9 protein-coding genes are annotated in these 13,373 nt (G+C 65.3%); 6 read left to right on the plus strand and 3 right to left on the minus strand.

The annotated features are described in order from the left end of the window. Positions 1 to 17: 17 nt before the first annotated feature. Both CLT74_RS30120 and CLT74_RS02905 read left to right on the plus strand, forming a co-directional pair. Positions 18 to 437: a hypothetical protein gene (locus CLT74_RS30120; protein ID WP_143697044.1), complete on the plus strand. Its 420-nt coding sequence runs from the start codon at positions 18 to 20 to the stop codon at positions 435 to 437. Beyond that, complete coding sequence (locus tag CLT74_RS02905; protein ID WP_099845160.1) at positions 434 to 1,534, plus strand: site-specific integrase; 1,101 nt, start codon at positions 434 to 436, stop codon at positions 1,532 to 1,534. Before CLT74_RS30120 ends, CLT74_RS02905 begins: the two co-directional genes overlap by 4 nt. A gap of 339 nt (positions 1,535 to 1,873) precedes the next feature. Here the strand turns inward: CLT74_RS02905 and CLT74_RS02910 are convergent, their stop codons facing one another. After that, on the minus strand, positions 1,874 to 3,040 hold the full coding sequence (locus tag CLT74_RS02910; protein WP_486581939.1) for an IS110 family RNA-guided transposase: 1,167 nt from the start codon (positions 3,038 to 3,040) through the stop codon (positions 1,874 to 1,876). Between the two features lie 485 nt (positions 3,041 to 3,525). Between CLT74_RS02910 and CLT74_RS02915 the strand changes: the two genes are divergently transcribed. The 3 genes from CLT74_RS02915 (at position 3,526) to CLT74_RS02925 (ending at position 10,325) form a co-directional block, all read left to right on the plus strand. Further along, positions 3,526 to 3,921 carry a CU044_2847 family protein gene (locus CLT74_RS02915; RefSeq protein ID WP_143697045.1) on the plus strand — a complete coding sequence of 132 codons (396 nt, stop codon included), beginning with the start codon at positions 3,526 to 3,528 and terminating at the stop codon, positions 3,919 to 3,921. 14 nt (positions 3,922 to 3,935) lie between these two features. Next, the gene (locus CLT74_RS02920) at positions 3,936 to 8,771 is read left to right on the plus strand and encodes a trypsin-like peptidase domain-containing protein (RefSeq protein WP_486581940.1); all 4,836 of its coding nucleotides are present in this window, start codon (positions 3,936 to 3,938) and stop codon (positions 8,769 to 8,771) included. A 318-nt stretch (positions 8,772 to 9,089) separates the two neighbouring features. Next, positions 9,090 to 10,325 carry an IS110 family RNA-guided transposase gene (locus CLT74_RS02925; protein ID WP_099851125.1) on the plus strand — a complete coding sequence of 412 codons (1,236 nt, stop codon included), beginning with the start codon at positions 9,090 to 9,092 and terminating at the stop codon, positions 10,323 to 10,325. 134 nt (positions 10,326 to 10,459) lie between these two features. Here CLT74_RS02925 and CLT74_RS30125 read toward each other — a convergent pair whose 3' ends face one another. Both CLT74_RS30125 and CLT74_RS02930 read right to left on the minus strand, forming a co-directional pair. Beyond that, positions 10,460 to 11,107 carry a hypothetical protein gene (locus CLT74_RS30125; RefSeq protein WP_143697046.1) on the minus strand — a complete coding sequence of 216 codons (648 nt, stop codon included), beginning with the start codon at positions 11,105 to 11,107 and terminating at the stop codon, positions 10,460 to 10,462. A gap of 193 nt (positions 11,108 to 11,300) precedes the next feature. Next, positions 11,301 to 12,116 carry a hypothetical protein gene (locus CLT74_RS02930; RefSeq protein ID WP_099845163.1) on the minus strand — a complete coding sequence of 272 codons (816 nt, stop codon included), beginning with the start codon at positions 12,114 to 12,116 and terminating at the stop codon, positions 11,301 to 11,303. 642 nt (positions 12,117 to 12,758) lie between these two features. On the opposite strand from CLT74_RS02930, the gene CLT74_RS02940 reads away from it, so the two are divergent. Further along, positions 12,759 to 13,265 carry a nucleoside monophosphate kinase gene (locus CLT74_RS02940; protein WP_158240191.1) on the plus strand — a complete coding sequence of 169 codons (507 nt, stop codon included), beginning with the start codon at positions 12,759 to 12,761 and terminating at the stop codon, positions 13,263 to 13,265. Positions 13,266 to 13,373: the final 108 nt, after the last annotated feature.

Below are 13,373 nucleotides of genomic sequence, written 5' to 3' on the forward strand. Positions count from 1 at the left end.
TTGGTGTAGGTCGGTTCGTGCAGGCATCCGCCGGCGAATACCCACAACCGTCACCGGCGTTGCCGATTCCAGCGCTCGTGGGCACTGTGCGCGGGCCTGACGTCCGCTGCGTCGTCACGCCAGTCGACCGCGATGGACGGCTTGCCGATCGGTCCGTACTTGCGTTCATGGGTTGGCCCGCAGGGCAGGCGGTGACGTTCGCGAATGAACCTGGCCCGATTGTCGTCGTCCATACCGGCAGCAGTGGCCGAGTCGACCGGCGTGGCCATCTGCGGCTTCCGCTCGCCGTGCGCCGCACATGTGGGATCGTCACCGGAGATCGGGTGCTGGTCGCCGCGAACCGTCAGCGCAACGAGCTGCTGGTGATTCTGATGGCCGCAGTGGACGCCATGGTTGTCCGCTACCGCCAGCTAGACGACAGCCAGGCGCGACGATGACCGGGCCGATGGATCACCGCAACGCGCAGCTGGAGACACTGCGGAGTCTGCTCAAGCAACTGGGGATCACCCCTGAGCAACTGCTCACCGAGACGACGGCGGCGTCGGTCGCGGTGCCGACGTTCGAGGAGTACGTCGGTCAGATTGCCGAGGCGGTCTCACCCGGTACCCGCCGGGTCTACGGCTCGTACTGGCGACGCATCTGCCACCACTGGGGCAAACGGCGAATCACCGAGCCGACGCCCCTAGAGATCAAACGGCTGGCCGAGGGTATCCGCAGCGATGTGGTCGTGCGCCGCAACGCGCGAGGTGGCCGTACCGCAGCCGAACACCTGATCGCCGCCATGCGCTGCATCTACCGGCACGCGGTCATGGACGGGCTGATTCGGGAAGCCGACAACCCCGCCGCCAAGGTGGCCAAGCCCCGCCGGCTGGCCAGCATCCGCCGCGCTGTCCCGGAGGCGCGGCTGGCTGAGATCATCCACATCGCCACGACCACCGGCAACGACCCACGCCTGGATGGCCTGCTGATCCGACTGCATCTGGAAACCGCCTGCCGCCGTGGCGGGGCGCTGGCGCTGCGCCCGCGAGACCTGGATCCGGACCAGTGCTTGATCTACCTACGAGAAAAGGGCGGCACCTTCCGCTGGCAGCCGGTCTCACCGCCCCTGATGCAGCACCTGCTGGCCCACCACGCCGAACGTGGCGATGATGACCGCAACGGAAGTCTGCTGCGCTACCGAAACGGCCGATCGTTGACCTACCGCCGTTACGACCATCTGTGGCAGCGCATCGGCGCTCACCTGCCTTGGGTTGCGGCGCAGCAGGTCAGCACCCACTGGCTGCGCCACACCACCCTCACCTGGGTCGAACGCACCTTCAGCTACGCGGTAGCCCGCGCCTACGCCGGACACGCCGGCAGCAACGACGCCAGCACAACCATGACCTACGTACGCGCCGAAATCCAAGAAATCGCCACCGCCCTCGGCGGCCTCACCGGGGAGCCGCACCCGCTGGCCATCTCCGGCACCAGCATCCACGATTCGCCAAGGGTCCGCCTCGCCACCTTGACAAGCCCACCTGGCGACATTGAGTAACGGGCCGCGCGATGGTATCCCCGGCCGCGGCGCGATGATCGGGCCTGTTGGCACAGGAATGCCTACCGCCATCGCTGCGGTCATCATGATCCACCGGGACAAGCGCCGAGCACGCCAATAAGAACACCGCCTCCACCACCGTCGCCGGCACAGGACCCGCTGTCGGCGTACAGGTTCGAGTGCAGAGGTAGGTGCGACCGGAATTGCAACACACGCCGAGATGAGCCGCCACACGACGAATGGCACCTCGACCGGGCGGCGGTCCAAGTCGGTGACGTTGCGTGAGGGCTTGCTGAGCCCAACCGATCCCGCGACGTGCGGATCTGGCTCCCCTCTGTGTCAAGACACCGCCGGGAGGAGGGTTCTATCCTGGGTGGCGGCGGGTCCGGGAAGTGACTTCTCCGAAGAGCCGGCTTGGGGATGAGAGTCGGTCACGCTGGAGCCAGTTGCCGTTCCCTGTTGTCCTCCCGGGCCCGCCGCCGTGGCCACCGCGTCGTTGGTCATGCTGCGGTAGACGATGTCGGACAGGCGTCGTTTCAGGGCGCGCATGGCTTCCATCGAGGTCTTGCCGGAGGTCTTCTTGCGGTCGAAGTAGGCGCGTCCTTCGGTGGGGTTGCGTAGCTGGACGGTGGCCATGATGTGCAGCACCCGGTTGATCTGCCGGTTGCCGGCGCGGGAGAGCCGGTGTCGCATCTGCTCGCCGGAGGAGGCGTCGATGGGGGCGGTGCCGTTCCAGGAGGCGAAGTGGGCCCGGTTCGGGAACCGGGTGATGTCGCCGACCTCGACGAGCAGCCGGGCGGCGCCGGAGGGTCCGATGCCGTGCAGGTCCATCAGGGTGGTGCCGGTGGAGGCGACCAGGTCCTTGAGTTCCTTGTCGGCTTCCTTGGTGCGTCGGTAGATGCGTTCGAGGTCGGCGATCAGTTCCGCGGCGACCCGCCGTCGGGCCTTCCCGACGGCGTCACGGGGACGGACGGTGGCCAGCAGGGCTTTGGCTTGGGCGGCGGACAGGCTCTTCTTCGCGCCACCCGGAATGAGTTCGAGGAGGAGTTGGTGCAGCTGGGACACCATCCGGGTGTGGTCCTCGCCGAGGGAGCGGCGCCGGTCGACCAGAATTCGCAGCAGGGCCAGCTGCTCGTCGTTGACCACCGGCCGCAGGCCCGCCATGCGGGTGCCGACCAGGGCGATGGAGTGGGCGTCGGTGGCGTCGGTCTTGCGGCCCTGGCCGGTGGCGAACACCCGCGCCCTGGCCGACAGCTTCGGTGGCACGTCGACGACCTGCTCGCCGTCGGCCAGGAGCCGGTTGGCGATGTGCCGGCCTATCCCTTGGCAGCCCTCAATCGCCCAGACCCGGTGCGGCCATCGGTGAGCGTACCTTCGCATCGCCGTGTAGCCGTCGCGGTCGGTGTCGAACCGGCCGCCGCCGACGACGGTCTCGTCGCCGGCCATCACCTCGATCGTGGCCGAGCGCTTGTGCGGGTCCATCCCGATGACCACACGATCCGACATGACAGTCAACGCGTCCTCCGATGCTCGGTCCACCTGGGTTGTCGAGCCGGGAGGGCAACGCTACTTCAAGCCGAGCAAACCCCTCTTGAGCCTCTCCCCGCCCTGGGGCGACGCCCGGGCTACGCAGGCCAAATGAGAGCCACACGACCAGCGTGGGCAGCCGAAATGAGAGCGACAACCCGGGCACCTCGACCGAAGCCTGGCCGGCAACGGTCGCAGGTCAATGAAACAAGTAGCCGATGAGCGCGCACCCGATCTTGGTTCCAGGGAGGTGCCGTGAGTTTCTTTAACGTCGTACGTGTCGGTGCATAGTGGTGGACGCAGCGTTTTCGTTCCGGCGTTCTTGAATGTGTCCGGATGGTTGATCGCGCATCCAGCGTTGATGTCTCGGACGCGGCTGAGCGGGTGGTCTTCAAGGGGTTTCCGGTATTGCTGTCGAACTCAGGGTTGGTTGGGGTGGACGCAGTCTGGCATGGTGCTGGCCTATGGCTAGTCAGGTGATCACGGTGCGTGTAGACGGCGTCGAAGTGCTAGTGGAGACGGCGCGGGCGGTAGGCACAGAGCCGACATCGATCGGGGATCGGGCGCAGCAACAGGTGGTGGATGCGTTCGAGCGGGCGCAGGACGCGATCATCGCTGTGTCGACGAAGGTGGCGGGGACGGTACGTCAGCTGGCTGCGCGCGGAGCCCGGCCCGACAAGGTCGAGGTGGAGTTCGGGCTGAAGTTCACCGCGAAGGGCGACGTCATCGTGGCGAGCGGCGCGGGCGAGGTCGCGTTGAAGGTGATTGTGGGGTACGACCCCGGGCGCGGTGCCGCTGATGCCGGGTCGCGCCGGGCTGACGACGACGAGGCCGACGACGAGGCGGACCGGGTGTCGTGAGCGGCGATCCACGCGTGCCGGACTATCTGGGCCGGGTCCTCGACGCCGACGGGGCACCGATCGGCACGTGTTTCCAGGTGTCGCCCGGCGTGCTGGTGACGGCGTGGCACGTGCTTGATGCGCTCCGGGCCGGCGACGTCGGCGCGATAGTGGCGGTCGATGCGCTGAACGCCGGCACCGCTGCCCGTGATGCGCGGGTGGTGCGGGTCGCTCCGATTAGTGACCTGGCGGTCCTGGTCACCGATGTGCCGCTACCGGGGTCTGTAGCCGGCATGGCCACAACTGATGGGGTCCCGCTACTGGCCGACGTAGCAGTGGTCGGGGTGGTGCACGTTGATGACGGTCCGTGGCAGTACCGGTGGCTCGCGGCGGCTGGGCAGTGGAAGTCCGGGACGACCCGCGATGACGCGGTGCATTTAGGGCGGTTCACTTCGACGGACGTGCTGCCAGGGATGAGTGGCGGCCCGGTGCGGCGGTTGGCCGACGATGTGATGGTCGGGGTGGTGTCAGGCCGGTACAACGCCGGTGACGGCTGGATGGCCGGAACGGTGTGGGTTGCGCGCGTCGAAGAGCTGCTGCCGCTGCTGGACGGGCTGGCCCGGCCGGTTGTCCACAGCTGGTTGGAGGACGCGGTCGCCTTAGAATTGGACGCGACACGGAGGCGGCACGCGTGGGCGGTAGTCGCTGAACACCGAAAGCTGGCTGTTGGTGGTGTGCGGACAACAATCGGTGACGAGTTGTCCGGTGGACTCAAGCTCGCGTTCGCCGACCGGCGCGAGCAGCTCGCTGGGGTCTTGCTCGAAGCGGGTACTCAGGCATCGGCTTTGCTGATATCTGGTGAGTCCGGCATCGGTAAGAGCGCGTTGACGCTATCGACCGTCGCAGAGCTTGAAGCTGTAGGCCGTGCAGGATTCGACGCGGTGGTGGTGAATCTCCGGAGCCTGCCGCAGTCAAGCTTGGAGCTTCGTGCCGCGCTCGGGATGCCGATGGAGGACGTGCTCGCCGAACTATCGGCACCAAGCCGGGTCCTGGTTGTCGACGCCGCTGATGCTGCACTGGAGCAGTCCGCCGGTATGTTGCGCGACCTGGTGCTTGCTGCGGCTGCCGCGGGTGTCGGGGTCGTCGCGGTCACGTCTGAGCTGGCATCCAGCTTCGTGCGGGAGCAGCTGGAACTGGGCTTCGGGAAATCCATCTCATCCTTCACCTTGAAGCCGCTGGGCGACGAGGATATCTCGGTCGTTTCGGACCACTTCCCGCTTCTGCGTGCGGTCCTGCGAGACTTGTCTGCGAACTCGTTGTTGCGACGGCCTGTTGTGTTGGACCTGCTGGCACGGACCGGCTTGGAGCCCGATAGCTCACTGGGTGAGTGGGAGTGCCTGCAGTTGGTGTGGCGCAGGGTTGTTCGGGGCGACGGGCGACCGGGCATCGGGTCGGCGGAGGCGCGTGAGCGGACGTTGCTCGCGGTGGCCGCGTCGACGATGCGACTGCCCAGGGACCGACAACCTAGTGCCGGCATAGACGCTGCGGCAGTCGATGCGTTGCGCCGCGATCATCTACTCGCGCCCGCGAGCCCATATCAGGACCAGCCAGGGCTCGCGCACGACGAAGTCCGGCGGTATGCGACCGCCATCCTTCTGGTCCGCGCCCAGAACCCGACCGAGTTGCTGGAAGCAGCTGGCGTGCCCCGGTGGACGCTGTCAGCCGCCACGTTGGCATGCAAGGGACTGCTTAAAGCACCGGGCGTTCGAACCATCCGCGTGTTCGTTCAACTACTCTCGCAGTTCAAGCCGTTCGTGGCATCGTATGGACCCCGGTGGGCGGACGTCCCCCTAGAGGCCGTGTTGGAGACACCATTCGCGTACGAGTGTCTGAAGGCAGCGTTCGCGGATGAGTCCGTTGGCCTGACGCTCGGTGACGTGGTTAGGGTGGTTCAGCAGAAGCACAAGGTCAACACACTGGTCGACCCCGTCATCTCGGCCCCCGTCGTGCAGATTCTCCTCGATGAACGAGAGCCGTGGGACATCTCGAAGGCTGCATTCGAGCTGCTCGCGGATTGGTTGCAGGCGCTGTCCTTGGCGGGCGTACCGGCAGGAAACGACTTGCGCATCAGGCTGCGGGACCGCCTGCTTGCCTACTGGGAGTCGTTCACTCCGCGCAACACCAGCGGTGACCGCGTGCTCAGCCGGATGTCCGAGCGGCGTCGACGTGAGCTGGACTATCACCTCACCAAGGAAGCGTTTGTCGAATCCTTAGCGCTGCTCGGGCCCGACATCGACGAGGCCGCCGAAGCATGCCTTCGGGCCATTGCCGACGACGCACCGGCGTTCCTGGCCCCGGCTGCCGACTCGCCGTTGAGCGCCCGGGCCTTGGCGCAAAAGGACCCGGAGCTGTTGGCGACGTTGATGGAGGCCTATTACATCGACGGCGAGCACAGCTGGCACGGCGATGAGGGCGTTCGAGAGCATCAAGGCCGCTGGACCGGTATTGGAGGAGCGTTCTTTCAGTATTACTTCGGTGGATTCTGGCAGCTGTTCCAGGCCGCACCACCGAGGACGTCGATGCGGGTGCTGAACAACATCTTGAACAGCGGTGCACGGGCGCGAGTTGAAACGGTCTCGCGGATCCACTCGCGCACCCTTCCCGTCGCCAACCCTGGCGAAGACTCCGACGACGAGAACCTAGACGCAGGCGAAGAGGGTGAAGACCGAGGTGCCGTCCTGAATCTCGACGGCGCCGCCCGCATGTACGTGGGCGACAGCCATGTGTGGAGTTGGTATCGGGGCACATCGGTCGGTCCGTACTCGGCGATGAGCGCGCTCCAGGCGATGGAACGCGTCGCTGACAAATGGTTGAGCCAGGGTGCGTCGCCCAGGAAAGTCGTCGAGCTGCTCCTAGATGGATGCGAGAATCTGGCGATTCCGGGGATGCTTTTCGGTCTACTGGTGCGCCACGTAGAGAAGGTCGACACGGAGCTCGACCGGTTCCTCGCCGAGCCGGTCGTCTGGGAACTGGAGTTCGGGCGCCGAACGAGTGAGTACTCCGGGCTGCGTGCAACAACTGAAGGGCTCGTAAACCTGGAACGCCGTCTGTGGACACCACGTGAGGTGGCGGCGTGGCTGGTGATTCACGGCGGGGAAGCGCGTGCCGAGGCGTTGAAGAAGGTCGCCGAGCGGCTTGTCGAGAACGGTGATCGGCTCGGCATCAGCCAGGAGCGTACGAAGAATTGGGCCGCCAGCCTGGACTCGGACCAGTACCGGATCACGCAGCATGGCGAAAATTACTACATCGAGGTTGTTCCGCCACCTGAGGTTAAGGCCGCGCAGGAGACGCACGCGGCTTACCAGGAGGTCGTGCAGACCGTCATGCGACTGCAGAACCGGTACTGGGGCTCGGCCAAGCACGATGCCGACTACATACCCCCCACCTCGGAGGAGATCGCCACGGACTTGGCTGTCGGCCGTTCGTTGCTCGAGTCGGATGGAAACCTGATGCCGACACGGCCTGTGGACGCCGTGGCCCACGTCGTGCGGGCAGCGGTCGTACGAGCTGCGGTCGGTGACCTGAGTGCGTTGAGCGGCGAGGCGAGCTTCGCAACCGAGTTCGTTCTCGGGGTTGCCTTGTCGTTCAAGGATGCTGAGGACCAGCGCCATGAGGGCCAGTACTTCGACCTAGGCGCCGACCGTGCCGTGGCCCAAGCCCTGCCGGCGTTCCTCACATCTGCAATGACCGCACCCCTGCGGGCGGCGGGAGGCTCGATCGATGATGTCGCCGAGGCTGGCGTTGCGATGGCGGGCAAGGCATCCCTGGAGACGCGGCTGTATTTGGCGCGCGGATGCGATGTCGTCTGGACGGTGCCGTGCCATGGCGACCCCTGCATCCACCGGACCGCGTTGAGCTGGCTGCTCGAGACTGCTCGTACTGCAGAAATCGGGCCTTGGGACCAGCGGGAGCAGCGGCGGTCGAACGTCCAGATTGTCGGCGGCGTCGCTGAACGCCTTCAGGAGTTGGCCGGCGATTCCATCGACATCGCCCTGCTCGACTCAGCCATTCGCGGACTCGCCGCAGCCGCCTCCTTGGACCACTGCTGCACCGACGATGCATTCACGGTGCTCGCCAGTCTCCTCGACGTCCAGCGACGTGCGATGGTCGCCCACAAAGAGAAGGGCTGGACAGCGGACCGCCGAGGGACACACACCCTCGTCGCCGCGCGAGCCCTGCTCGAGGGCTTCGCAAAGAACGGCGACGTCCGACCGATGCTCGAACACCTCGATGTCCTTCGCGTGGACGCAGGACTGATGGCGAACTTCCTCCACGGTCTCGCGGCAGCCGGCGCAGAAAACGAACGCCTGGCTGAGGCTGCCCGAGGTGTTTGGCCATCGCTGCTGCGTCACGCCATCGGGTACTTGAGCGACGACCCGAGCCCTTACCAGGACCACCACTGGGGCGACTGGGCCGCCGCTGCCCTCCTGCCCGACCCGCTTCCATGGACGCAGGGCCTGTACAACGAGGTCATGGGTGCGCCCATCGATTGGGTCCGCGCTGAAGACCTCGTTGAGGTGATCGACGACTGGTTGCCCGCCGCCCGCGGAGAGGTCAAATGCGTCGACGGACTCATCGGCATCCTGCGGAAGCTGCCGGTAGAGGTCCAGGTCACTCGAGGCCTGCGCTGGGTGTCCGACCTGTGCATCCAAGACGGCCGTGTCACAGTGAAGCGGTCGTGGTTGTCGAACAACTGGCTCAAGGAGATCCGCAGCACGGCGGAGGAACTCGACCACCTGGACGAGTGGCAGATGCTCGTCGACTCCATGGTTGTCGCCGGGAACGAAGACCTGGCGCCGTACAGCAGGTGAGGTCTCAGGTTCCCTATCCGAACCCCTTCTGAAAGGTTCCCGGAGTCACACATACAGTAGCGCGCTGCGACCATCCGGATCTCATAGGTTCTTGTCAGCCTGCGGATGCAGGATGGCTGCTGGAGCGGTCGGCGGGTCAGCACTCTTCGGATCTGACCCTGGTGAGGTCTTGCGGCAGACCGTGCGCCCGCTGGTCGTGAGGAGATGCAACGGCTGATGGGATGACGTGCCCTGGTTAGGTACCGGTGAGCACTGGACTATGAGATCGCTGTCGTCTCCTCCGCGCTATCACCCGCACTGCCCATGGTGGAGGACGAGATGATTTGGATAGGAGACGACTGGGCCGAGGACCACCACGACGTCGAGCTGCTCGACGACGACGGACGGCGGATCGCCCGGGCCCGGCTGCCGGAGGGCCTTGAGGGAGTTGCCCGGCTGCACGCGCTCATCGCCGAGGCGATGCCGGCATCCTGGGCCGAGCTCGACCCGACGCAGGCAGCCGACCGGGTCTGTGTCGGCATCGAGAGCGACCGCGGTACCTGGGTACAGGCACTGCTCGGGGCGGGCTACCGCGTCTATGCGATCAATCCGATGTCGGTTGCCCGGTACCGGGAACGGCACTCCACCTCCGGCGCCAAGTCCGACGCCGGCGACGCCCACGTCCTGGCCGAGATCGTTCGCCTGGACCATGCCCACCACCGTCAGGTCGCCGGTGACAGCCCAGCCGCCGAAGCAGTCAAGCTGGTGGCCCGCGCACACCAGAACTTGATCTGGGACCGCACCCGCCAGGTGCTACGGCTGCGCGCCGCGCTGCGGGAGTTCTTCCCCGCCGCCCTTGAGGCGTTCGACGACCTCACCGCCAGCGACGCTTTGGAGCTGCTGGACCGGGCACCCGACCCCGACCGGGCCGCCCGGCTACCCCGGCTGACGATCGTTGCCGCGCTACGGCGTGCCGGGCGCCGCAAGCTCGACGCCAAGGCCGACACGATCCAGCAGACGCTGCGCCGAGACCAGCTCCGCCAGCCCGGCCCGGTGCAACACGCCTACGCGGCGATCGTGTCCAGCCAGGTCCAGATCATCAACATCCTCAACGTCGAAATCGCAGAGTTGGGGCAGGTGTTGGCCGAGCATTTTGGCCGGCACCGCGACGCTGACCGCTACTTGAGCCTGCCCGGCCTCGGCCCAGTGCTCGGCGCCCGGATCCTCGGCGAGTTCGGCGACGACTCCCACCGCTACACCGACGCCAAATCCCGCCGCAACTACGCCGGCACCTCACCGATCACCCGCGCTTCCGGCAGCCGCCGGATCGTGCTGGCCCGCTATGCCCGCAACCGGCGCCTCGCCGACGCAGTGCACCAGTGGGCGTTCTGCGCCATGCGCGGCTCACCCGGCGCCCGCAACTACTACCAATCCCTGCGCCAGCGCGGCACCGGCCACCAAGCCGCCCTACGACAGCTCAGCAACCGCCTCGTCGGCATCCTCCACGGCTGCCTCAAGACCGGCACCACCTACAACGAAGCCACCGCCTGGGCCCACCTTCAACCCACCACTTGACAAAACAGAACATGGGATGTCTGCCGCCCTGTGTGCGCGCTGACTGACCGCTGGCTCGTCACATCGGGTGATGGGTGCTCTGGGCAACTTGACCGTAACAAACTGTCATTGAATGGGCGCCGGTCCACTTCGGACTAACTACTTGGCTCCAGCTCGCGCTGTATTACCTCGTAGATGTCGATAGCCACATCCAAACAGACGTATAACCTTCGTAGATCTACCTCCAGGTCGTACTCGTTGATTTCATCGTCGCCACCCGTCCACCCAAAATCACCGGGATTCCGGTATCCTTCGAGCTTCGGCGCATCGTTCCAGGGTACTGGGTTTAGGCCCGGTTGTATTTCTTGCAGCAGGGCAATGACCGCCTCGCGCGGAGCGTTAGGTCCCAACTGGGAGTATCCCACCGAGACGCGCGAATGGACGAGTTGGTTTCGTCTTGCGATCATCCAGTAGAAAATGGGAAATCTATTCTCTGCATCTTGATCGGCGCCGATGTTCGTCAGGATTTCTCGGACAATCGCTAGCGCTCGGCTCAGAACAACCTTCTTGCGAGCTCCGTAGATAAGGTCCGGCCGCGTGTCGTGCACATTGTTGACTATATGTATCATTAAGTCCTCGACCTCGGAAACCTGAGCCAAGAACAATCCACGCAGTTCGTGAAGCCGCCGCGCTTCTGCTGCCTCGAGGAGAAAATCTTCACCGCCCGTCTCGTAGAAATCATCCGTTGGGAGTCTCTCTTCTAGTACGCCGCGCCACGAGCGAACACTTAGGTCGGGCCACATCGCTTCTCCACAGAACTCAGACTCAACGTGAACATTGACGAGCAATCGAAAATAGGCAGTCTAGCTGACGACTGACGGCGCCACCTGGTCTGCTCGCTCGGAATGTCTGCACGTACAGTCCTGCTACCGCTCGAATTGATCCTTCTGCCCGGCGCACTGATCTGCCGCTGAGCAGGCGCGGACCGCAGACCGGTCAGAGGGGTTGTTGTGCGACCGTGCCGGTGCCATCCCAGCCGTGCCAGCGCCACCTGTCCAGGTCGGGCCAGTTCATGACGAGGGCGTGGGCGATGGTGCCGCCGAACGCCACGGTTCCCTCGTGGGAGGCGTAGGCGATCCAGTCGTGGCGAGCATCGGTCCAAAGTCCTTCCGCGCCGCTGTAAAGCGGGCTGAACATGTCGATATCCAGCAGGTAGTCGGCCCCGTACTCGCGCAGCTCAGCCACGTGCTGGACGCCCTTCTCGCGCAGCGCCCGGCGGACCTCCTCGACACCATCGGTGCGCATCAGGGCCGCGTCCGTCAGTACCAGGACATCCGGTGGTACCGGTCCAGCCAGCATGGGATGCCAAACGCCGTTCTCCACGCCCCAATGGCGTCGTAGCGAGGTGCGCCAGGCCGACGACTCGTCAGCGGTGAGCACCCGACGGTAGCCGATCGGAGCCGTCTGGGAGTCCGGCTGGGATGGCAAGGTCTGCACCACCGATCGGTATCGTTCCCGCTCGTCGGAAACGTCTTGGGCCTCGATGCGATCGCCTGCCGGCAAATCTGAAGGCTGTTCCACGTCGGCTGCCGCCAGCAGGATGGCGGCAAGCGGCTTTATGTCGGGAAGGTGGTCCGGATCAAGCCGTTCCACCTGTCCCAGGATGTCCGCAACGAGGTTGTAGCGAGCATAGATGCGTTTCGCCTCTGGATTGATGACGTCGTGAATCCGCTCGGTATAACGCCTGCTGAGCGTGTCGAACCGATCGATCAGATACCGGCGCGTCGCACTGTGCATGCTCAGGGCACCCATCCCGCCATTCTTCCCCCGCCAGCGGCGCGCTGCCGTCGAGTACACGAACCCTGCTGCCGTCCGCAGGCAGCGTGATCAACAAAGATCCTGGTTCGGCACAGAACATCATGATCAGGCACGCGCCGCCGATAGTGCGTGGCCTGCACGTAAGTCTTCGTCAACCAGGTTTCATCAATCTCAGTACCTCCGTCGGCGTGCGATCGGTTTCCGCAGCCAAGGCAGTGATCGCCGTTGCGGCGAGAGCGGTGAGGTGTAACGCGTAGGCGAGCCCGTCGTCGCGTACCGCAGCGTCAGCAATGTTGTGGACATCGGCGTCCTCGTGCGCGAGGTACGCAGCGACACCGCTGACAGCAGCCTGGTACGCATCGTCGCTGGCCTGTCGCCGATTCCGCCTCACGGCTCAAGTATCCCCACCCGCCCGGTACTGCCTGCGGAGGCCCGCATCTGACAGATCGCGCGTCGTGGTGAGCGACGGACGTGCGGTCTTCTCGATGGGATGTAGGGATGGCTTCTGTCTTTAGCCTGCATCGGACCAGCGCGTCTGCGCTGGAGCACGTAGGCGAGTCATCGATAAGCTGCGCTCTCTGGGTATTGGAGAGTGAGAGCGTGCGGCGGAAGATAGCTGTCATCGCGGAGCCCGGCGTGCTCGACGCCTGGGGCGCCGCAATGCTGTTCGGCGAGGCCATGGGGCTGCAGGCGTATAACGTCGGGAACCTCTGCCGAGCGGCAGTGCAGGGCGGCTCGGAATGGGGCCAGCGGTTCGCGGGTCACATGCAGGCCGGCGAGTTGGTACCAGACGAGGTGCTGGCCGAGTTCGTCGCGGACACGCTGGCACGGCCGCCAGGCTGCTGGGTGCTGTTCGGCTACCCACGGACCATTCGTCACGCCGAGCTGCTGGCCGAACACGGCCACGCACCAGACATCGTCATCCAGGTGATGCTCGACGAGGGCCGCATCGCACAAGACTGGCGGCTGGCCGCAAGACGCGAACAGTTCCCGCAGATTCTCGCCGACCACCGGCTGCACACGGCTCCAGTAACGGAGTTTTACCACGCCTCTGACGCATTTCACGTACTGCAGCAGTCCGCATCGGTTGAGGAACTCGCTGCCAATCTGCAGGCAATCGTGGTCAGCACCGGCAAGTTTTAAGCCATCAGGTCCAAGCCAGTGTACTGATCTGCCGCAGTCAAGGCGTGGAACCACGCTGGGCGGAGTTGCGCTGGCGCGTGCTTCATCACCTCGAATTGAGCCCGGTGG

It is taken from the genome of Verrucosispora sp. CNZ293 (assembly GCF_002754655.1).

Excerpts from the sequence above, each read along its gene's own strand:
- CLT74_RS02915 (WP_143697045.1), top strand. The coding sequence starts at position 3,526 with ATGGCTAGTCAGGTGATCACGGTGCGTGTAGACGGCGTCGAAGTGCTA.
- CLT74_RS30125 (WP_143697046.1), bottom strand. The coding sequence starts at position 11,107 with ATGTGGCCCGACCTAAGTGTTCGCTCGTGGCGCGGCGTACTAGAAGAG.
- CLT74_RS02910 (WP_486581939.1), bottom strand. The coding sequence starts at position 3,040 with ATGTCGGATCGTGTGGTCATCGGGATGGACCCGCACAAGCGCTCGGCC.
- CLT74_RS02905 (WP_099845160.1), top strand. The coding sequence starts at position 434 with ATGACCGGGCCGATGGATCACCGCAACGCGCAGCTGGAGACACTGCGG.
- CLT74_RS02925 (WP_099851125.1), top strand. The coding sequence starts at position 9,090 with ATGATTTGGATAGGAGACGACTGGGCCGAGGACCACCACGACGTCGAG.
- CLT74_RS02930 (WP_099845163.1), bottom strand. The coding sequence starts at position 12,116 with ATGGGTGCCCTGAGCATGCACAGTGCGACGCGCCGGTATCTGATCGAT.